Annotated in this window: 23 protein-coding genes; 8 read left to right on the forward strand and 15 right to left on the reverse strand. The window is 63.2% G+C overall.

Annotation, left to right across the window (positions count from 1 at the left end):
- Positions 1–52: 52 nt before the first annotated feature.
- Positions 53–1,051 (reverse strand): aldo/keto reductase, encoded by a 999-nt coding sequence (locus J5J09_RS02860; RefSeq protein ID WP_208548188.1) that lies wholly within the window; start codon positions 1,049–1,051, stop codon positions 53–55.
- A gap of 105 nt (positions 1,052–1,156) precedes the next feature.
- Here J5J09_RS02860 and J5J09_RS02865 point away from each other — a divergent pair, with 105 nt between their 5' ends.
- A complete protein-coding gene (locus tag J5J09_RS02865; RefSeq protein WP_208548189.1) occupies positions 1,157–2,050 on the forward strand; it encodes a LysR family transcriptional regulator in 894 nt (297 codons plus the stop codon).
- Here J5J09_RS02865 and J5J09_RS02870 read toward each other — a convergent pair whose 3' ends face one another.
- The 4 genes from J5J09_RS02870 to J5J09_RS02885 form a co-directional block, all read right to left on the reverse strand.
- Positions 2,051–2,497: a GNAT family N-acetyltransferase gene (locus J5J09_RS02870; RefSeq protein ID WP_208548190.1), complete on the reverse strand. Its 447-nt coding sequence runs from the start codon at positions 2,495–2,497 to the stop codon at positions 2,051–2,053.
- Positions 2,498–2,499: 2 nt separating this feature from the next.
- Positions 2,500–3,450: an aldo/keto reductase gene (locus J5J09_RS02875; RefSeq protein WP_208548191.1), complete on the reverse strand. Its 951-nt coding sequence runs from the start codon at positions 3,448–3,450 to the stop codon at positions 2,500–2,502.
- Between the two features lie 106 nt (positions 3,451–3,556).
- Positions 3,557–4,546: a helix-turn-helix domain-containing protein gene (locus J5J09_RS02880; RefSeq protein ID WP_208548192.1), complete on the reverse strand. Its 990-nt coding sequence runs from the start codon at positions 4,544–4,546 to the stop codon at positions 3,557–3,559.
- Positions 4,543–5,103 carry an isochorismatase family protein gene (locus J5J09_RS02885; protein WP_208548193.1) on the reverse strand — a complete coding sequence of 187 codons (561 nt, stop codon included), beginning with the start codon at positions 5,101–5,103 and terminating at the stop codon, positions 4,543–4,545. Before J5J09_RS02885 ends, J5J09_RS02880 begins: the two co-directional genes overlap by 4 nt.
- 194 nt (positions 5,104–5,297) lie before the next feature.
- On the opposite strand from J5J09_RS02885, the gene J5J09_RS02890 reads away from it, so the two are divergent.
- Positions 5,298–6,284, forward strand: a complete 987-nt coding sequence (locus J5J09_RS02890; RefSeq protein WP_208548194.1) for a Gfo/Idh/MocA family oxidoreductase — start codon at positions 5,298–5,300, stop codon at positions 6,282–6,284.
- A 3-nt stretch (positions 6,285–6,287) separates the two neighbouring features.
- Here J5J09_RS02890 and J5J09_RS02895 read toward each other — a convergent pair whose 3' ends face one another.
- Positions 6,288–6,662: a GtrA family protein gene (locus tag J5J09_RS02895; RefSeq protein ID WP_208548195.1), complete on the reverse strand. Its 375-nt coding sequence runs from the start codon at positions 6,660–6,662 to the stop codon at positions 6,288–6,290.
- Between the two features lie 165 nt (positions 6,663–6,827).
- Here J5J09_RS02895 and J5J09_RS02900 point away from each other — a divergent pair, with 165 nt between their 5' ends.
- Entirely contained in the window at positions 6,828–8,657 is a 1,830-nt protein-coding gene (locus J5J09_RS02900; RefSeq protein WP_208548196.1) for a hypothetical protein, read from the forward strand.
- 27 nt (positions 8,658–8,684) lie between these two features.
- Here the strand turns inward: J5J09_RS02900 and J5J09_RS02905 are convergent, their stop codons facing one another.
- Both J5J09_RS02905 and J5J09_RS02910 read right to left on the reverse strand, forming a co-directional pair.
- The gene (locus tag J5J09_RS02905; protein ID WP_208548197.1) at positions 8,685–8,915 is read right to left on the reverse strand and encodes a hypothetical protein; all 231 of its coding nucleotides are present in this window, start codon (positions 8,913–8,915) and stop codon (positions 8,685–8,687) included.
- An 86-nt stretch (positions 8,916–9,001) separates the two neighbouring features.
- A complete protein-coding gene (locus tag J5J09_RS02910; protein WP_208548198.1) occupies positions 9,002–9,265 on the reverse strand; it encodes a hypothetical protein in 264 nt (87 codons plus the stop codon).
- Between the two features lie 159 nt (positions 9,266–9,424).
- On the opposite strand from J5J09_RS02910, the gene xseA reads away from it, so the two are divergent.
- The 5 genes from xseA (at position 9,425) to J5J09_RS02935 (ending at position 12,901) form a co-directional block, all read left to right on the forward strand.
- Positions 9,425–11,035, forward strand: coding sequence for an exodeoxyribonuclease VII large subunit (gene xseA, locus J5J09_RS02915; protein WP_208548199.1), 1,611 nt, complete (start codon positions 9,425–9,427; stop codon positions 11,033–11,035).
- Complete coding sequence (locus tag J5J09_RS02920) at positions 11,035–11,634, forward strand: NAD(P)H-dependent oxidoreductase (protein WP_208548200.1); 600 nt, start codon at positions 11,035–11,037, stop codon at positions 11,632–11,634. Before xseA ends, J5J09_RS02920 begins: the two co-directional genes overlap by 1 nt.
- A 291-nt stretch (positions 11,635–11,925) precedes the next feature.
- On the forward strand, positions 11,926–12,135 hold the full coding sequence (locus J5J09_RS02925; protein WP_208548201.1) for a cold-shock protein: 210 nt from the start codon (positions 11,926–11,928) through the stop codon (positions 12,133–12,135).
- A gap of 134 nt (positions 12,136–12,269) precedes the next feature.
- Positions 12,270–12,494 carry a hypothetical protein gene (locus J5J09_RS02930; RefSeq protein ID WP_208548202.1) on the forward strand — a complete coding sequence of 75 codons (225 nt, stop codon included), beginning with the start codon at positions 12,270–12,272 and terminating at the stop codon, positions 12,492–12,494.
- Positions 12,495–12,565: 71 nt separating this feature from the next.
- Positions 12,566–12,901: a hypothetical protein gene (locus tag J5J09_RS02935; RefSeq protein ID WP_208548203.1), complete on the forward strand. Its 336-nt coding sequence runs from the start codon at positions 12,566–12,568 to the stop codon at positions 12,899–12,901.
- 51 nt (positions 12,902–12,952) lie between these two features.
- On the opposite strand, the gene J5J09_RS02940 is transcribed toward J5J09_RS02935, so the two are convergent.
- The 7 genes from J5J09_RS02940 to J5J09_RS02970 all read right to left on the reverse strand — a co-directional run bounded on the left by J5J09_RS02940 (position 12,953) and on the right by J5J09_RS02970 (position 19,122).
- Positions 12,953–14,203 carry an aminopeptidase gene (locus J5J09_RS02940; protein WP_208548204.1) on the reverse strand — a complete coding sequence of 417 codons (1,251 nt, stop codon included), beginning with the start codon at positions 14,201–14,203 and terminating at the stop codon, positions 12,953–12,955.
- A 122-nt stretch (positions 14,204–14,325) separates the two neighbouring features.
- Positions 14,326–15,603, reverse strand: a complete 1,278-nt coding sequence (locus J5J09_RS02945) for an L-fuconate dehydratase (protein WP_208548205.1) — start codon at positions 15,601–15,603, stop codon at positions 14,326–14,328.
- A 23-nt stretch (positions 15,604–15,626) separates the two neighbouring features.
- Positions 15,627–16,469, reverse strand: a complete 843-nt coding sequence (locus J5J09_RS02950; RefSeq protein WP_208548206.1) for a fumarylacetoacetate hydrolase family protein — start codon at positions 16,467–16,469, stop codon at positions 15,627–15,629.
- A 20-nt stretch (positions 16,470–16,489) separates the two neighbouring features.
- Positions 16,490–17,230, reverse strand: a complete 741-nt coding sequence (locus tag J5J09_RS02955) for an SDR family oxidoreductase (protein ID WP_208548207.1) — start codon at positions 17,228–17,230, stop codon at positions 16,490–16,492.
- 39 nt (positions 17,231–17,269) lie between these two features.
- Positions 17,270–17,713, reverse strand: coding sequence for a MaoC/PaaZ C-terminal domain-containing protein (locus J5J09_RS02960; protein ID WP_208548208.1), 444 nt, complete (start codon positions 17,711–17,713; stop codon positions 17,270–17,272).
- A gap of 10 nt (positions 17,714–17,723) precedes the next feature.
- Positions 17,724–18,800 (reverse strand): Gfo/Idh/MocA family oxidoreductase, encoded by a 1,077-nt coding sequence (locus tag J5J09_RS02965; protein ID WP_208548209.1) that lies wholly within the window; start codon positions 18,798–18,800, stop codon positions 17,724–17,726.
- The gene (locus J5J09_RS02970; protein WP_208548210.1) at positions 18,793–19,122 is read right to left on the reverse strand and encodes an L-rhamnose mutarotase; all 330 of its coding nucleotides are present in this window, start codon (positions 19,120–19,122) and stop codon (positions 18,793–18,795) included. The genes J5J09_RS02965 and J5J09_RS02970 overlap by 8 nt, the downstream gene beginning before the upstream one ends.
- Positions 19,123–19,132: the final 10 nt, after the last annotated feature.

Genomic DNA, 19,132 nt, shown 5'->3' on the forward strand with positions numbered 1-19,132 from the left:
GGAGCGCCGGACGCGATTGCGTCCCACGCCGCTTTTGGGGTGGAGGAAGGGCTTATCTTCCTGCCATCTTGGCCATCGCTTCGGGATAGCGCCCACCGGCCACCTTCGACGGCGACAGCAGGTCGCCGAGCTGGCTGACCTCGTCCGGTGTCAGCACGATGTCGGCGGCCGCGACATTGCTTTCGAGGTTGGCGATCTTCGTCGTCCCGGGGATCGGAACGATCAAATCGCCCTGCGCCAGAACCCAGGCGAGCGCCAGTTGCCCCGGCGTCACGCCCTTCTTGGCCGCCATCTCTTCCAGCAGCGTGATCAGCGCCAGATTGGCGTCGAAATTGTCCGCCTGGAACCGCGGCAGGCTCCGACGGAAATCGTCGGCGGCGAGCGTGTCCAGTTTCTTTAGGCCACCCGTCAAGACGCCGCGACCGAGCGGGCTGAAGGGCACGAAGCCGATGCCGAGCTCGCGGCAGGTTTCCAGCACGCCGTTTTCCTCCGGGTCGCGGGTCCAGAGCGAATACTCACTCTGGACAGCAGCGATGGGGTGGATCGCATGGGCGCGGCGGATGGTATCGGCGCTGGCTTCGGAGAGGCCCAATGCCTTGACCTTGCCCTGGCTGACGAGCTCGGCCATCGCGCCTACCGTCTCCTCGATCGGCACGGCCGGATCGACCCGGTGCTGGTAGTAGAGGTCGATCACATCAGTATCGAGCCGCTTCAGGGAGGCCTCGGCGACGGCGCGAACGTTTTCCGGCCGGCTGTCGGTGCCGACCATCATGCCTGCAGCCGGCTTCGTCGGATCGATGCGGAAGCCGAATTTGGTGGCGATCTGAACCTTGTCGCGGAACGGCTTCAGCGCCTTGCCGACGAGAATCTCGTTCGTGTACGGGCCGTAGACTTCCGCCGTGTCGAACAGCGTGACGCCGAGCTCCACGGCCCGGTGCAGCGTCGCCGTGGAGGACACGTCGTCTCCGGTCGGGCTGTAGCCGTGGCTCATCCCCATGCAGCCGAGGCCGAGGGACGAGACGGAAAGGGAACCAAGTTTGCGGATCTTCATGGAATGCTCCTTCGAACGGGCTATCGATCGAGGCGCAGAATATGCCGGTATCACTCTTCTGAAAATTGCTGCAAGAAGGAACAGCTTGATCTATCAGTTAGAACAATGAATCGGACTCAACTCGCCCAGCTTGCCGTTCTTGCCGTCGTCGCGCGCCACCGCAATTTCCGGCGGGCGGCGGAAGAGCTGGGTGTTGCACCATCGGCCGCAAGCCACGCCGTGGCGGCGCTTGAGGAACATCTCGGTGTCAGGTTACTGGCGCGAAACACCAGGAGCGTCAGGCCAACGGAAGAAGGGGAGCGCCTGCTCGAACGCCTTTCGCCGGCACTGGCGGAAATCGAGGCGGGTCTCTCGGCGATCGCCGAAAGCGGTGGTCGTCCGGCGGGACCGCTGCGCATCACCATGCCGAGGCTTGCCGCGGAGGACCTGATCGTCCCGCGCGTCGGCGCCTTTCTGGAAGCCTATCCGGATATCGAGCTGGAGCTTGTGCTGGTCGATCGGTTCGAGGACATCGTCGAGCAGGGTTTCGACGCGGGTCTGAGGCTCGGCGAAAACCTCCATGCCGACATGATCGCCGTGCGCGCCAGCGGCCCTTGGCGCGGCGTCATCGTCGGCTCGCCCGGCTATTTCGAGAAACATCCGGTTCCGCGTTATCCCAATGATCTCATGCATCATCGCTGCATTCGCAGGCGGTTTTCCAGCGGGCGCATCTACCGATGGGAACTGGAGAAGGACGGCAAGGAGATCGCCATCGACGTATCGGGTCCACTGATCCTCTCGGACCAGAGCCTCATCCGCGCCGCCGCCCTGGAAGGCGCCGGCCTTGCTTTCATCTTCGAGAGGAAGGTTGAGGAGGACCTGAAGGCCGGCCGACTCGTCGAGGTGTTGTCGGACTGGTGCCAGCCCTTCGACGGTTTCTACATCTACTACGCCTCGCGCCGGCAGATGCGTCCGGCACTGCGCGCCTTCATCGATTTCTTCCGCCATGGCGGCGGCTGATCACGTTAGCCTGATCCGGTAGCGGATGTGCCCGTCTTCCTGTGCGTAGGTGTCGTAGAGTTTCCGCGCCGTCTCGTTGTCCCGGTTTGTGTGCCAATAGAGCCGCGACCAGCCTTTCGCCTTCGCCAAGAGGATAAGATCGTCGATCAGGGAGCGCCCGATGCCTTGGCCGCGAAAGCGTTCGTCAAGGTAGAGGTCCTCCAGGTAACAGTCCGGCGTCTTCACCCAGGTCGAATCGTGGAAGTGGTGGATTGCGAAGCCGCCGAGTTCACCGTCGAGCTCGGCGACCCGCATGGCGACGCGGGATGCGGGATCGAGAATCGTCGCCCAGGTGTGGTCGGTCACGTCGTCGGGGAGATCGACCTTGTAGAAGGCCAGATAGTCGTTCCAGAGCCGTCGCCATGCCTGCTCGTCGTCGGGCGTTGCATCCCGGATCGTCAGCGCCATCGTCAGGCTCCGGCCTCGTTCAGAAGCCGCATCTGTGCCTCGCTGAGCTGAAGCCTGCCGGCAGCGATGAGGCTTTCGAGTTGCCGCAGGCTGGTCGCGGAGGCGATGGGGGCGGTGATGCCGGGCCGGGCGGCGACCCAGGCGATCGCGACGGTGGCGGGATTGGTTTTGGTTTCTGCCGCGACCTGATCGAGCGCGGCCAGGATACGGTAGCCCTTGTCATCGAGATAGCTGCCGACCCGGTAGCTTCGCGCGACGCCCTCGGTATCCTCCGTCTTGCGATACTTGCCCGTCAGGAAGCCAGCGGCGAGCGCGTAGTAGCTGATCACGCCGATTTCCTCGCGGATGCAGAGGTCGGCGATCGGGCCTTCGAACCGGTCGCGGGTGTAGAGATTGTATTCCGGCTGCAGGACGTCGAAGCGTGGCAGGCCCTTCGCCTTCGCGGCATCGAGCGAGGCCTGCAGCTCTTCGGCGTCATAGTTGGAGCAGCCGATCGATCGCACCTTGCCTTGGGTCTTCAGCTTCTCGAAAGCTTCGAGTGTCTCCTCGATCGCGACGTCGGGGTCCGGCTTGTGGGCGAGGTAGAGGTCTATGTAGTCCGTTCCGAGGCGTTTCAGCGAGGCCTCGGCGGCTTCCGCGATCCAATTGGCGCTGAGCCCGGTCTTCCGCTCGCGGTTGTCGAAGCCGACCTTGGTGACGATAACGGTCTTGTCGCGCGCCACATGCCCGCGCTTCAGCCACTTGCCGATGATCGTCTCGCTTTCGCCGCCCTCATGGCCGTCGACCCAGGCGGAATAAACGTCCGCCGTGTCGATCGTGTTGTAGCCGGCGTCGAAGAAGGCATCGAGCAAATCGAAGGAGGTCCTCTCGTCCGCCGTCCAGCCGAACACATTGCCGCCGAACACGACGGGAGCGATGGTAAGGCCGGTCCGGCCAAGGGGGCGCATCTTCATGGGGAGGTCTCCGTGATCGACTGTTCGGGTGCTGTGAGGCGAACCTAACAACGGGGTGAATGATCCACCATTCAATTTGTTTGATCTCATTGCGGCTGGGGCAGGCTTACTCGCCGGCGATCCGGTAGCGGCTGGGCGGCAGCGCATTGTGCAGCCGCCAGACGCGGCGAAGGTGGCGGGTGGAGGCAAAGCCTGCGCGCTCGGCCACGCTCTCCATGTCGAGCCGCGACTGGCTGATCAGGTCGCGGGCAAGCGTCACGCGCATCAGGTTGATGTAGTCGACGACCGACATTCGGGCATGCTCGCGGAAAAGGCGCGACAGATGCCGTTCGCTGACGCGGGCGAGTGTGGCCAGGCGGGGAACGTCCCAATCCGAGGCGGGATCGGCCATGATCGCATCCTGCACCCGGTGAATGGCCGGATGGATGTGGTTGCGTCCGGCAAGCCAGGGCGACAGCTGCGGATCGCCGCCACTGCGCCGCATGTAGAGCACCATGTTGCGTGCCACCCGGATCGCCACCGCCGGCGAGGTAAGCCGTGAGACGAGATGCAGCGCCAGATCTATGCCGGTCGACACGCCCGCGCTTGACAGGCGCTTGCCATCCTCGACATAGAGGCGGTTCTCGACGACGCGGGCGAGCGGCGCGACCGCCTTGAGAGCGTCGAGACAATCCGCATGGGTCGTGCATTCGCGCCCGTCGAGCAGTCCGGCGGCGCCGGCGAGCAGGGCGCCCGAGCATATCGTCACGAGAGTCACCTCCGGCGTCACGACCCTTTCAAGCCAGGTCGAGATTTCCGCCCGCTGTCGCTTGACATCAGGCTCGTCGCTTTTCCCGATCAGGCTGCCGGAAACGATCACATAAGCGTCGTCCGGCAGGGATTGTGGCAGGGGTGCGAGGCGGGCCACGGCAAGCCCGATCGATGTCGGTTGCATATCCGCAGGCGACACGAAACGGCAGTCGAACACCACCTCGTCCTGTTCGGTATTGGCATCGGCCAGCACCTCGATCGGCCCGGCAACGTCGAGCAGCAGCGTGTGCGGCGGCAGGACGACGTAGATCGGAACGATGCGAGGCCGGGGTCGAAGCTCCGTCATGCAGCCTCGATCGCGGCTGCAAGAGCTTCGTTGACGGTTGCTATGCGGGCAAAACGGTCGGCAAGCACCAGTTCTGTGCGGGTCTTGATATCTTGTGCCGAGAACACCGCGCCGGAGGCGTGCGTCATCGGAAAGGTCAGCGTCGCGTCCGTGACGAAATCGACCGCGTAGCCGCTGTCGGCGGCATGCCGTGCCGTGGTTTCGCAGCACTGTTCGGTGCGGATGCCGGAGACGATCAAGCGGTTGATGCCGTGTTCCGTCAGCCAGATGTGCAGAGGCGTACCGACGAAGGCCGAGTGACGCGTTTTCAAGAACGTGACGTCGGGCTCGATCTTAAGTTCGTCGAGCGTGCGGACAAATCCGCTCTCCACCCGGAACTCTTCGTCATTGTCTGTGTGGAAGATCTGCACGACGGGAATGCCGGCGGCCTTCGCGCCGTCGATCAGGGCCTGCTGATGCCGGAAGTAGTCGGGCAGTTCGTTGGCGTCCCAGTACGGGGCGTGGCGAAACGATTCCTGAGCATCGACGACGATAAGTGCGGTCTTGATGGCGGACATTTCTTTTCTCCTCGTTTGCAAAGTCTGCAACAGAATATCGCCTTCCCAAAGCGGAAAAATGCCGCTTCCGGACACGTGGCGGACATTTTCGGACATCGCGTGGATGAAGCCGGATGCCAATCCTCTCTCGCCATTGCTCCTGTCATGCAGACTGGCTAGATTGCGGCCTTTGAATCGATTTAAGGGAGAGGACCATGCTGCGTTTCGGAATTCTGTCGACGGCGAAGATCGGCCGGGAACTGGTGGTGCCGGCGATCCAGGATGCCGAGAACTGTGTCGTGACCGCGGTGGCGAGCCGCGATGTGAAGAGGGCGCGCGAGATGGCCGACCGCTTCTCCGTCCCGCACGCCTTCGGCTCCTACGAGGAAATGCTGGCCTCCGACCTCATCGATGCCGTCTATATCCCGCTGCCGACCTCGCAGCATGTCGAATGGACCATCAAGGCCGCCGACGCCGGCAAGCATGTTCTCTGCGAAAAGCCGATTGCGCTGAAGGCTGATCAGATCCCCGCCCTCATAGAAGCCCGCGATCGCAACAAGGTTCTGGTGTCGGAAGCCTATATGGTGACTTATACGCCGGTCTGGATGAAGGTGCGCGAACTGCTGGCCGAGGGTGCGATCGGGCAGCTACGCCATGTCCAGGGTGTCTTCACCTATTTCAATCGCGATCCCGGCAATATGCGCAACATCCCGGCGCTGGGCGGCGGCGGTCTGCCTGATATCGGCGTCTACCCGACCATGACGACTCGTTTTTCCACGGGACGCGAACCGGTCCGCGTCCAGGCCGTCACCGAACGCGATCCGGAATTCGGCACCGACATCTATTCGAGCGTGAAAGCCGATTTCCGCGACTTCGAGCTGAGCTTCTACATCTCCACCCAGATGGCCAATCGCCAATCCATGGTGTTCCACGGCACCGAGGGCTATATCGAGGTGAAGTCGCCGTTCAACGCCGACCGCTGGGGCGCGGAGGAAATCGAGCTGTCCAACCGCTCGCATGGCCATTCCCAGATCTTCCGCTTCCAGGACAGCCGCCAGTATCGTCGCGAGGCGGAAGCCTTCGCGCGCGCCGCGGCAGGCGAGAAGGCGGAGGTGGTGACGCTCGAAAACTCGCTCGCCAACCAGCGTTTCATCGACGCTATCTACCGGGCGAGCGAAAAGGACGGCTGGGAAATCGTCTAAGCGTCAGCGACGGAAGACGAAGCGCGAATAGCCGAAGAAGCTGAACGCCATGGCGGCGGTGGAGGAGACGACCAGCGCCGCCAGCGGCTGAAGCGTTGGAAACAAGATGAGCAGCGCCGAATAGACCAGGTAGTTGACCAGCGCCGACGTCAAGCCCACCGAGCCGTAACGGAAACCTTCCCGCACGATGGAATGCCGCGAGGCGCCGAACGTGAAACGACGGTTGAGATACCAGGTCGCCATCATCGCCAAGGCGATGGCGATGGCGCGCGATATGAACGGTCCGAGCGGCGTGAAGCCCAGCAAAAGCGCGAGGATGCCGGCGTCGACGAGGAAGCCGACGGAACCGACGATACCGAAGCGCAGCAATTTCGCCATGCGTTTACCCGTCCCGACCGATTGTCTCTCCGGCAACGCGTTATCACGGTCGGGCAGAGGTCACATTTTACTATTTCTTGATAAGGTTAAGGCTAGGTTTCCGGCCAACAACGCAGGCGGTCCCGCCGCCCGCGTCGAGCGCGTTCGATGATATGGGGCCGAGGCATGGGGCAAGCCGCTGAAACCGCACGTTCAGGTCCGGCGTGGTGGCAGCGTTACGGCCTTTCCGTGGCGCTCTATTCGGGTGGCCTGATCGCCGCGATGGCGCTCCTCAACATCCCGATCGCCCACGATTATGTCGGTCCCGACAACGACGATGTCATGCGGCTCGTCCAGGCCCGTGATTTTCTCAACGGACAGCGCTGGTTCGACCTGATGCAATATAGGCTAGGCCTCGAAGGCGGCACGCTGATGCACTGGTCTCGTCTCGTCGATCTCCCGATCGCAGCGTTGATCCTGCTCTTCGGGCTGTTCTTTGATCAGCCGCGGGCCGAGATGCTGGCACTTACCGTCTGGCCGCTCTTTCTTGTCCTGCCTCTGATGGCGGCGGTGGGGCTTGCCGGCAGGCGCATGGGCGGCCCGCAGGTGATGCATGTCGCCATGGGCCTGACGGCGCTGTTGGTCGCGACCGGCAACCGCTTCCTGCCCGGCGCGATCGATCATCATAACGTCCAGCTGGTGCTGGTCGCAGCGCTCGCGGCCATGCTGGTCGACGAGCATTACCGCCCCTCGAGCATGATCCTTGCCGGTGTGCTGACCGCGACAGCCATTGCCGTTGGCACGGAAACGACCCCGATCCTCGTGACCGCCTGCTTGATCGTCGCGGTTTCCTGGGCCGTGCTCGGCAAGGTCTACGCCGCCGCCGCCAAGGCCTTCGCCATATCGCTCATTCTTTCGATAACGGCGCTTTTTCTCGCCACCACGCCGCCGCATCTCTACGCGGTCGTCGCCTGCGACAGCCTGTCCATTGCCTATTACGGACTGGCCTCCATCGGTGGCATCTTGCTTCTGGCCTCTGTGATGTTCGGCTCCCGGCTTGGTATCAGGGGTCGGTTCGGCCTGCTTGCCGCCGCCGGCGTCGTTATCTTGCTGGCCGCGCTTGTCCTCGCACCCGAATGCCTCCGCAGTCCGCTGGCGGACCTCGATCCGATGCTGAAACGCCTCTGGCTGGAACGCGTCGTCGAGGCGCAATCGGTGTTGGATCAGCTGCGTCAGGATCCGGGTCTGTTCGGTGCCTTCTACGCCGTCGGCGTTTTCGCCATGGCCGTTTGCGTCTTCCGCATCGTGGAGCGCGATCGCGTGCGGTTGCATGCTGTGTTGCTGCCATTGATCGCGGTCGCCTGGACCGTGGCGCTGGTGCAGGTGCGTGGCGCCGTCTTCGCCAATCTGCTGGCCGTGCTGCCGCTGGCGCTGCTGATCGGCCAGTTGCGCCGAGCGACCAATCGCGACCCTGAAAATCTCGGCCTGAGCTTCGCCTTCGTGATCACCGTGCTGCTGTCGGTCCCCAATGTCTGGGCCTTCTTCGGCGTGATGTCGACGGAAGGCACCGCCGGTCTCATTAACCGCCTGCGGAACGTCGTGCCGCAGGTGGCCGGCCCGTCGACGGATTGCACGTCAGCCCGGGCCCTGCGGCAACTGGCGACCCTACCGGAAGCGACGGTGGCAGCGCCGAGCGAAAGCGGTGCCTCGATCCTGCGCTTCACCCACCACCGCGTTCTGTCCGCACCCTACCACCGCAACCAGGGCGGCATGCTGACGGAGCTGCATATCAGTCTCTCCCAGCCCGACGAGGCCCCGGCCTTCCTGCGCGGATCGGGGACGACGATAATCGCCTTCTGTCCGTCCGATCCGCAGACTACACTGCTGATGGATACGAAGCCCGACGGGCTTTATGCGGCACTCGGGCGAGGTGACGTCCCGCCATACCTGAAGCCGCTGCCGGCGGCAGATGCGTCTGGCTTCACGATCTACGAGGTCCACCTGGCGGACGAATGATGGAGATTTCTGACCGACTTGAATAGGTCAGGCTGTGCGGAGACGGTCGACGACGAACAGACCGATCACGAGGTCGATCAGACCGAGATTGTAGCCGGCGATGGCCCAGAGCAGCGACATCATCGGCGGTGCGGCGGGTGATGTCAGCATGGCGACCGCGAAGGCGACGCAGATCAACACGGCGACGAGCGCGATCACGGTGACTGACCGCATCAGCCCCGCCGCTATTCCGATACCCATGGCCGTAAGGAGGATCACTTTCCTGCTCCCAAAACGCACTACAATGGGAAAGGGTATAGCGTGATCCTCCTAAGGTTCGGTTGCGCCGAAAGGTAAACTTATCGTTAGACGAGTCCGACGATATCGGCCGCCGTCGTACCCGTGGCGGCGACGCGGCTGGCGCGTATCGGCAGCAACGTTCCACCGGGGATCGCCTTCAGCGTGACGGATGCGCCGGAGGCGAACAGGACCGATACGTCCCCTCCCGTTCCCACATAGAGCGCGCGGGTGGTTTCAGGCAGCGGCACGGTATCGCTGGGTACGACGGGAAAGCCCGAGAAGGCGGGGCCCGAGAGCGACGGTGAGGTGGTTGCGAAGCGGTCTGTCATGGCGGCATCTCCTTTTTGCTGGCCGTGAGGCGTCTATGATCCCACCGCCGGGGAAAGGGGGGACGCGGGCCGCGTGAAAAAATCCTGGGTCTGTGATTCCGGGGGGCGCCGTTTGCCATCCGAGGCTGATCTTCCGCCTGATTTGCGCTAGGAAAAACCATGGCCAGCATGTTCGGCGATGATTCGCCCACCAATCTCACCGAGTTCTCGGTTTCGGAACTCTCCGGCTCGATCAAGCGGACGATCGAGACCGCCTTCGATCACGTGCGCGTGCGCGGTGAGATATCCGGCTATCGCGGACCGCATTCCTCCGGTCACGCTTATTTCTCGCTGAAGGACGACAAGGCGCGCATCGACGCCGTCATCTGGAAGGGGTCCTTCTCGAAGCTGAAATACCGGCCGGAAGAGGGCATGGAGGTGATCGCCACCGGACGCATCACCACCTTTCCCGGTTCGTCCAAGTACCAGATCGTCATCGAGCAGATGGAGCCGGCAGGCGCCGGCGCGCTGATGGCGCTGATCGAGGAGCGCAAGCGACGGCTGGGCGCAGAAGGCCTCTTCGATCCCGCCCGCAAGCAATTGCTGCCCTTCATGCCGAAGGTGATCGGGGTCGTCACGTCACCGACGGGCGCCGTCATCCGTGATATCCTGCACCGCATCTCCGACCGTTTTCCGGTCCACGTGCTTGTCTGGCCGGTCAAGGTGCAGGGCGAGGGATGCGGCGAGGAGGTGGCAAACGCCATCGCCGGCTTCAATGCCATGCAGCCGGGTGCGGCGATCCCCCGCCCCGACGTTCTGATCGTCGCGCGCGGCGGCGGCAGTCTCGAAGACCTCTGGGGATTCAACGACGAGGTGGTCGTGCGGGCCGCAGCGGCAAGCGAAATCCCGCTGATCTCGGCGGTAGGCCACGAGACCGACTGGACGCTGATCGATTATGCAGCCGATGTGCGGGCGCCGACGCCGACGGGTGCGGCTGAAATGGCCGTGCCGGTCCGCGCCGAACTGGAAGCGCAGGTGGCAAGCTACGGTGCGCGCCTGTCCGGCGCCATGAGCCGCCAGATGGATTTCCGCCGTCAGAACCTCCGCGCCCTTGTGCGCGCCCTGCCGTCGCTCGACCAGTTGCTCGCGCTGCCGAGGCGACGGTTCGACGAGGCCGCCGCCGGGCTCGGCAGGAGCCTCGAACTCAACACCATGAACAAGCGCCGAAGCTTCGAGCGCGCCGCCTCCCGCCTGTCGCCGGAGACGCTGGCGCGCCGGCTGATGGAGCGCCGACAGCGGGTCGCCGACCGGGCATCGCTGGCTGAACGGATCATCGAGCGGTTGATCGAGCGCAACAAGGCACGGCTCGGCCGGTTCGATGCGACGCTGACGGCCGTACCGGCACGGCTGAAGGCGATGACGGAGCGCTCCAGGGATCGGCTGGAAAGCCTCGGACGGCGCACCGACAGCGCCGTGGTCAACGATCTGCGCCGCGCCCGGCAGGCGCTCGTGGCGCAGGACCGGGTTCTGCAGTCGCTCTCCTACAAGAACGTGCTTGCCCGAGGTTATGCGGTGATCCGCGACGAGAATGACCGGCCCGTTTCGCGCGCCGCCGCTCTGTCGACGGGTCAGGCGCTCGCGATCGAGTTCGCCGATGGCCGCATCGCCGCCGTCGCGGGCGAGGGACAGGAGCCGCCGGCGCCCCGGCCTACCACCACGTCGAAGCCGGCTCCGGCGGCAAAGCCCGTCCGCAAACCTGATCCGCCGGCCGGGCAGGGGAGTCTGTTCTGATGGCCCAGAGGCGTGTCCTCGTCGTACTCGCCCACCCGCTGCCCGACAGTTTCGCCGCTTCCGCTGCAAGGACCGTCCGAGAGGCGCTTGAAACCGCCGGGCACATTGTCGATTTTCTCGACCTCTACGCCGAAGATTTCGACCCGCGCCTGACGGCTGCCGAGCGGGCTGCCTACATGACGCCCGACTATGACGCCTCGGCCGTAGCGCCGCTGGTCGCGCGGCTGAAGGCGGCCGACGCGCTCGTCCTCGTCTTTCCGCAATGGTGGTTCAACCTGCCGGCCATCATGAAGGGCTTCATCGATCGCGTCTTCGTGCCGGGCGTCGCCTTCGATCACGACAAGGCGGGTGGTCGCATCGTTCCGCTGATGACCAATATCCGCAGCTTCTCGGTCGTCACCAGCACCGGTTCGCCCTGGTGGGTCGTTCGGTTCTACATGGGCGATCCGGTCCGCCGCATCCTGAAGCGCGGCGTTGCCGCCTTCTGCGCGAAAAGGCTCGATTTTCGCATGTTCGCTCTGCATGACATGGACCGTGCGGATGACACCGAACGTATGCGTTTTCTGGAAAAACTACGGCGTAGCTTCATATACTTCTAAAGATTTTTACGGCGTTTCGAAAATATTTCTCGAAACTGACGCTAAATAATTCGCCGGACTTTCATGTTTTTCCGTATGAAAACAACGCCAGGTGCGAGAGAATTTTTCTAACCAAGACTTTCGGTTGACTTTGGGGTGGGCAACATCCATATTGTGTCTGTCGATATTTGTCTGCCTAGCTTTGGTTACCGCGCTTCAGCGCTTTGAGCGAACCTTCCTTTCAAAAATCGTTATCACTTCGGCAGCGCATCCGCGCTGACGGCAACTCTATGCGCTATGAAAGGGTTCATCATGACCACTGGCACAGTAAAATGGTTCAATTCCGCCAAGGGCTTCGGCTTCATTCAGCCTGACAACGGCGGCCCGGACGCATTCGTCCACATCTCGGCTGTCGAACGCGCCGGAATGCGCGAAATTGTCGAAGGCCAGAAGATCGCCTACGACATGGAGCGTGACAACAAGTCGGGCAAGATGTCTGCTTGCAACCTGCAGGCCGCCTAACAAATCCGGGATTGGCTTTCCCTTGACCACGGATGTACTGGCACTGTTGAAAGCATGATCCCCGTGAAGGTCAGGCCCCGCGCCTGGCCTTTTTTGTTACCCCGAACTCTCTAGGTTTCGGAAGGAGAAGAGAGATGACCGACAATCTGAACAAATCACGCCAGACGGCGGAAGTGGCCTTCGCCAAGGCGCAGTCGCAATTTCTGGCCCGCACCCGCGCCGTCGACGAGCAGGATACCATTGCGTCGCAACGCGAAGAAAAGACCCAGCGTCTGCGCGAAGCGCGTCTGGCCAAGGAACGGCAGGACCGGGATAGTGCGACCGCCGCTTTGATCGCCAAGCGCTCCACCAAGCCCTGACGTCGATCGCCGCATATTCCATTTTCCGGCAGACTTCCTATCTCCTCTGGAGAGACCAGAAGGATGCCGCCATGAGAATTTTCCCCGCCCTGCTCGCCGCTACCGCGATCGCAGCCGTCGCCGCCCCGGCCGCCCACGCCGACGACATGCAACTGAGCACAATCCTATTCGGCCGAAATTACAACGACGGCGTGATGGCGGTGGAGATCACACCGGGAGGAGCGGATGACCGGCCTTCCATCCCGTTCGCACGCTATCCGTTCCCGGCCGACATGCGCGCCGCGCAGTCTGCCGTCTCGCAGGATCCGGAGTTGATAGCGGCGATCGAAAGACGCAACATTGCGCTTCATAATGTTCTGTGGGTGCAGACCGCCGCCAATGGCGGGCGGATCATCTACTACCGCTGACACATATCGCCAGGAGCCCCACCGTCGGCGGAGCTCAGTCACGCCACGCTATCAGGCCCATTCGCCCTTGCGCATGACCGGCGCTCTGGTGCCGTCGGGCCTGATGCCGTCGATATCGACCTGATCGGAGCCGATCATCCAGTCGATGTGGATGAGGCTCGAATTGCCGCCCTGGGCCTTGATCTGATCAGGCGTCAGCGAGGCGCCGTCGAGGAAGCATTTCGAATAGCACTGTCCGAGCGCGATGTGGCACGAGGCGTTCTCGTCGAACAGCGTGTTGTAGAACAGGATGCCGGACGCCGAGATCGGCGAGGAATGCGGTACCAGCGCCACTTCGCCGAGCCGGCGGGCACCTTCGTCCGTGTCCAGCACCTTGAGCAGCACTTCCTCGCCCTTCGATGCTCTGGCCTCGACGATCCGGCCGCCCTCGAAACGGACCTGGATGTCGTCGATCAGCGTTCCCTGGTGCGACAGCGGCTTGGTTGAGGAGACGGTGCCCTCGACCTTCAGTGCATGCGGCGTGGTGAAGACTTCCTCGGTCGGAATGTTCGGATTGCAGGTCACGCCATTCTTCGCCGTCGAGGCGCCGCCATGCCATTCGTGGCCATCAGCAAGGCCGACCGTGAGATCGGTGCCGGGGCCAGTGAAGTGAAGCGCGGCGAATCGCTCGCCGTTGAGCCACGCGGAGCGCTTGCGGAGTTCCCCATTGTGTGCGGCCCAGGCGCCCACAGGGTCCTCCCGGTCGACGCGTGAGGCGGCGAAGATGGCGTCGGCGAGTTTCCGGACGGCCTCTTCGATCGGCAGATCGGGAAAGACGAGCTTGGCCCAGGACGGGTTCGGGTAGGAGCAGATATTCCAGTTGATGTCGAAATTGGCGATATGCTCCAAAGCCGGCTTGTAGGCGATCGAATTCGCCTTGTTGGCGCGCGCCACCTTGGCCGGATCCTGGGCCGACAGCAGCATCGGATTATCGCCTGCGACGGCAAGCCGCGCCGCGCCGTTCTCGTATGCTTTCGCCATGCCCTCGTAGAGCCAGGAAGCCGCCCTGTCGAAGCTCTCGTCCGAACCGTGTTGGAAGCGGGCGAGTGTCGTCTCTTCGTCGGAATAGAAGGTCGACACGATGCCGGCCCCTGCCTTGTAGGCATGCTTCGTGATCAGCCGCACCAGCGGCAGCGACACGATGGGAGCGGTAATGACCAGATCCTGGTCCTTCTGCAGCTGCAGGCCGACCTTCACGGCGACCTCCGCCAGCTTGTCGAGTTTGACGGGATCGACGGACTTCGAAAAATCGGGGAGGGTCATGCTCTGTCCTGCATTCGTGTATGGGAGACCAGAGACTTAAGGCGCTTTGCGGCGAAAATGAAGAGCGGCCCGTGCCGGTTATGCCTGAGCGGGCCGTCTGAGGGGACAATCGACGTCGGGGATCAGCCTCGGAATTGATAGCGTTCTATGGATTCCGGCTTCATTTCGATAGAGAAGCCGGGAAGCGTCGGCGGCATGTAGGCGGCATTCTCGATCCGGCAGGGATCGATGAAATGTTCGTGCAGGTGGTCGACGAACTCGATCACCCGGCCTTCCTTGGTGCCGGAAACGGCCACGTAGTCGATCATCGACAGGTGCTGGACGTATTCGCAAAGCCCGACGCCGCCGGCGTGCGGCCAGACAGGGAGGTCGTATTTCGCGGCCAGCAGCAGCACGGCCAGCACTTCGTTAAGGCCGCCCATGCGGCAGCTGTCGATCTGCACGATGTCGATCGCGCCGCCGGCGATCATCTGCTTGAAGATGATGCGGTTCTGGCACATCTCTCCGGTCGCGACCTTGACCGGCGCGACGGCCTGGCGAATCGCCTTGTGCCCCGCGACGTCGTCGGGGCTGGTCGGCTCCTCGATGAAGAAGGGCTTGTAGGGCTTGAGTTCCTCGATCCAGTCGATCGCCTGGCCGACCTCCCAGACCTGGTTGGCGTCGATCATCATGAAGCGGTCGTCGCCGATCACCTCGCGAGCGATCCGGAGGCGCCGCTTGTCGTCCTCGAGATCGCGCCCGACTTTCATCTTGATGTGACTGAACCCCTGGTCGATCGCCTCCTGGCAGAGACGGCGAAGCTTTTCGTCGTCGTATCCGAGCCAGCCGGCCGAGGTCGTGTAGCAGGCATAGCCCTCCTTCTCGAGGATGGCGATGCGTTCCGCCTTGCCGGCCTCCGCCTTCCGGAGGATGGCGAGCGCCTCGTCCGGTGTGAGCGCGTCGGTGAGGTAGCGGAAGTCGACGATCGACAGAATGTCTTCCGGGCTCATCTCCGCGACGAGGCGCCAGACGGGCTTTCCTGCTTCCTTCGCCAGCATGTCCCACACTGCGTTGACGACGGCACCGGTCGCGAGATGCATGGCGCCCTTGTCCGGTCCGATCCAGCGCAACTGGCTGTCGCCGGTGATGTGCCGCCAGAAGCGGCCCGGATTTTCGCGCACCCAGTCAAGGTCCAGCCCCACGACGAGATGATCCAGCGCCTCGATCGCCGCGCAGCAGATCTCGTTGCCGCGGCCGATGGTGAAGGTGAGGCCGTGGCCTTCGAGACCCTCCTTGTCCGAACCGAGCACGACATAGGCCGCCGAGTAATCCGGATCCGGATTCATGGCGTCCGAGCCGTCGAGACTCTGGGACGTGGGAAAGCGAAGGTCGATCGAGCGGAGGCTGGTGATCTTGGTCATGGGACTGGGTTTTCCGGTATGTGTCAGGCGTCGGCGCGGAAGGTCTGCTTCTGGGTGCCAAGACCCTCGATGCCGAGTTCGACGACGTCGCCGGCCTTAAGGTAGCGCGGCGGCTTCATGCCCATGCCGACGCCGGGAGGGGTGCCGGTGGAAATGACGTCTCCGGGATGAAGCGACATGAACTGCGAGAGATAGGAGACGACATGCGCGATGCCGTAGACCATGGTCTTCGACGAGCCGTTCTGCATGGTCTCGCCATTGACCTTCAGCCACATGCCGAGGTTCAGCGGATCGGCGATCTCGTCCTTGGTTACGAGCCAGGGACCAATCGGGCCGAAGGTGTCGCAGGACTTGCCCTTGGTCCACTGGCCGGCGCGCTCGGTCTGGAAGGCGCGTTCGGAGACGTCATGGCTGACGCAGTAGCCTGCCACGTAGTCGAGCGCATCCGCTTCGCTAACATACTTGGCGGTCTTGCCGATGACGACGCCGAGTTCCACTTCCCAGTCGGTCTTTTCCGAGCCACGAGGAATAAGCACGTCGTCGTTCGGGCCGACGATGGCCGAGGTGGCCTTCATGAAGATAACAGGTTCCGGCGGGACCGCGGCGCCCGTTTCAGCCGCGTGGTCGGAATAGTTGAGGCCGATGCAGATGAACTTGCCCGTGCCCGCGACGCAGGCGCCGATACGATCGGCCTTGAGTTCCGGCAGGCTCTTCAGGTCGAGAGCGGCGATCTTGGCGAGCCCTTCCGGGGATATGGCGGCACCGCCGATATCCGCGACGTGGGCCGACAGGTCGCGGATCTTGCCGTCCGCGTCGAGGATTGCGGGCTTTTCCTGGCCGATGGGGCCAACGCGCATCAGTTTCATGTCAGAATTCCTTTCGAATGTCAGATGGTCCAGCCGCCGTCGATGGCATAGGCCTGGCCCGAGGTATAGGTGGCGCCGGCGAGATAGACGGCGAGATCGGCGATTTCTTCCGGCGTCCCGAGACGTCCCATCGGCTGACGGGAGATAAAGGCGGCCCGCGCCGTCTCGTAATCGCCCTGGGCCCGCATGCGATCCTGCAGCGACGGGCTTTCCACCGTGCCCGGGCAGATCGCGTTGCAGCGGATGCCCTGCGTGACATAGTCGGCGGCGACCGACTTGGTGAGACCGACGACGGCCGCCTTCGTGACGGTATAGGCGCAGCGGTTCGGCACGCCCTTTACGCTGGAGGCGACGGACGCCATGTTGATGATCGAGCCACCCCCGCGGGCAATCATCCCGGGCAGGACGGCGCGGATCGTGCGGATCATCGCCCGGACATTGAGGTCGAAGGCGAAATCAAGGTCCTTGTCGGCCATGTCGAGTACGGTGCCGCCATGGACGACGCCGGCGCAGTTGAAGAGCACGTCCACGTCGCCGAAACCGGAAAAGACGCGATCGACGTCGTTCTGGTTCAGCACGTCCAGCTTGGCCGTTTGAAGCGCCGGAGAACCGGCTTCATCGACGAGACTGGCGAGCGTCGCCTCGTTGATGTCGGTGGCGAGCACCTGGGCGCCGGCGGCAAGGAAAGCGAGCGCGCTTGCCCTGCCGATTCCCTGGCCGGCGGCCGTGACCACCACCTTCTTGTTGGTGAGAGATGCCATGACGGAAGTTTCCTCCAGTGTTGTCATGTTGTCTGACGACTAAGGTCGACGATTGACAATGTGAATGTGATCGGCGGCGAGCACAACCTCCCCCCGCTGATTTATGACTTCCGTGCGCTCAACGACACGCCCCACCTCCGCACGCTTGGGATCATCCTCCTTGGAATGGATGGTCACGCGCGTGTGGATCGTGTCGCCGATGAAGACCGGACGGACGAAGCGCAGCCGGTCGTAACCATAGGAGAAGGCGGCCGGATTGATGACGCTGGCGGTCAGGCCGATACCGATCGAGAACACCATCGTGCCGTGGGCGATGCGCTGGCCGAAAGGCTGGGTCTTCATGAACTCGGCGTCCATGTGGTGCGGGAAGAAGTCCCCCGTGTGGCCCGCGTGGACGACGAAATCCGTCTCCGTGATGGTGCGGCCGGTCGTCAGGCGCTGTTCGCCGATGACGTAGTCTTCGTAATATCTGAGCTGTTCCATTGGGCAGTCCTTATTCCGGTCTTGCCGCCAGCGGCGTGGCCGGCGCGGCATTCGAGGCGTAGAGCGCCTCGACGAGTGACATCGTCATCCAGGCATCCTCGACCGAGGAGACCAGTTCCTTGTCCTCGCCGGCAGCGAAGCGCTGAAGGTTGGCCATACGACCGACAAAGGCATCCGGGAACCAGGTGCCATCCAGCGGAACCGTGATCCACTCCTTGCCGCCCTTCGGGTAGATTTCCAGAATGTCAGGCTCGCCACGCGGGTAATCGAGATTGACGCCGAGCTGGACGTAAGCCGCCCCTTCCGTTCCGGAGACTCGGAACTCGCAGGCCTGGTGTTTGCGACCGAACTTGTGGTCGTGATTGATCGAGACGGCGCAGCGCACGCGATCGCCATAGTCGAGGATCGCGGTCGTCCGGGTCTGGGCCATTTTGTGGTTCGGGTGGCCGATCGATTTTGCATGTACGCCATCGGGGTCGCCCAGCACCTGCCGGATGAGATCGAGATAGTGGATCGAATGCATCGCGATCTCGATGCGCGGCAGACCTTCGAGGAAGGCCCAGAGCTGCCAGGGCGTGTCGAGGGCGAGGTAGACGTCGAAGTCGACGACCTCGCCGAGCAGCCCCTTGGAGATCGCGTCCTTCAGCGCCAGCATCATTGGAGCGAAGCGGAGCTGGAAGTTGACCGCGGCCTTGAGATTTTTCCGGCGGCAGATCTGCAGGATTTCCGTCGCCGCGTCGAGATCGGAGCCCATCGGCTTCTGGATCAGCACGGGCGCGCCATCCGGAAGGGCAGACAGAACCTTCGAATGCGCGGCGGGCGGCGTGGCGAGATCGAAGATGGCGTTTTCGACGGAGACGGCTTCCTCCACGGACCGGTAGGCGGTCACACCCCAGGCGTCGGCCAGTGCCTTTGCCTTGTCATGGTCCGGATCGTAGAGCCCTGCAATCGGAAAGCCGCCCTTGCGATAGGCCGGGTAGTGCGCATCGCCGACGATCGAGCCGGCGCCGAAGGTGACGATCGGGCGCGGATTGGAGGGCAGAGCCCACGATTGGGATAGCGACTTGGGATCGAAGCTCTCAGGCATGGAAGAACACCTCCGGCATGGAGGCCCACCACTCGCCTTCCTTGCGGGTCTCGAGCGGCTGCTGGCAGGGCATGCAGACGGACCACCATTCCTGCGTCTTGGGGTCCGAGGCCATCTTCGCCATGTCGGCATCGTAATCGCTGCCGTGATACTCGAAAAACGAGAACAGCAGGTTTTCCGGCTCCTTCAGGAAGATCGAGTAGTTCTTGATGTTGCAGGCCGAGATCATGGCGAGCACCTCGGGCCATACGGCCGTGTGCAGGCGCTTGTATTCCTCGATCTTTTCCGGCCTCACGCCGATGACCATGCCGATGCGCTGCATGATGTCCTCC

The sequence above is a fragment of the Ciceribacter sp. L1K22 genome (genome assembly GCF_017599385.1).
GTDB lineage: Bacteria > Pseudomonadota > Alphaproteobacteria > Rhizobiales > Rhizobiaceae > Allorhizobium.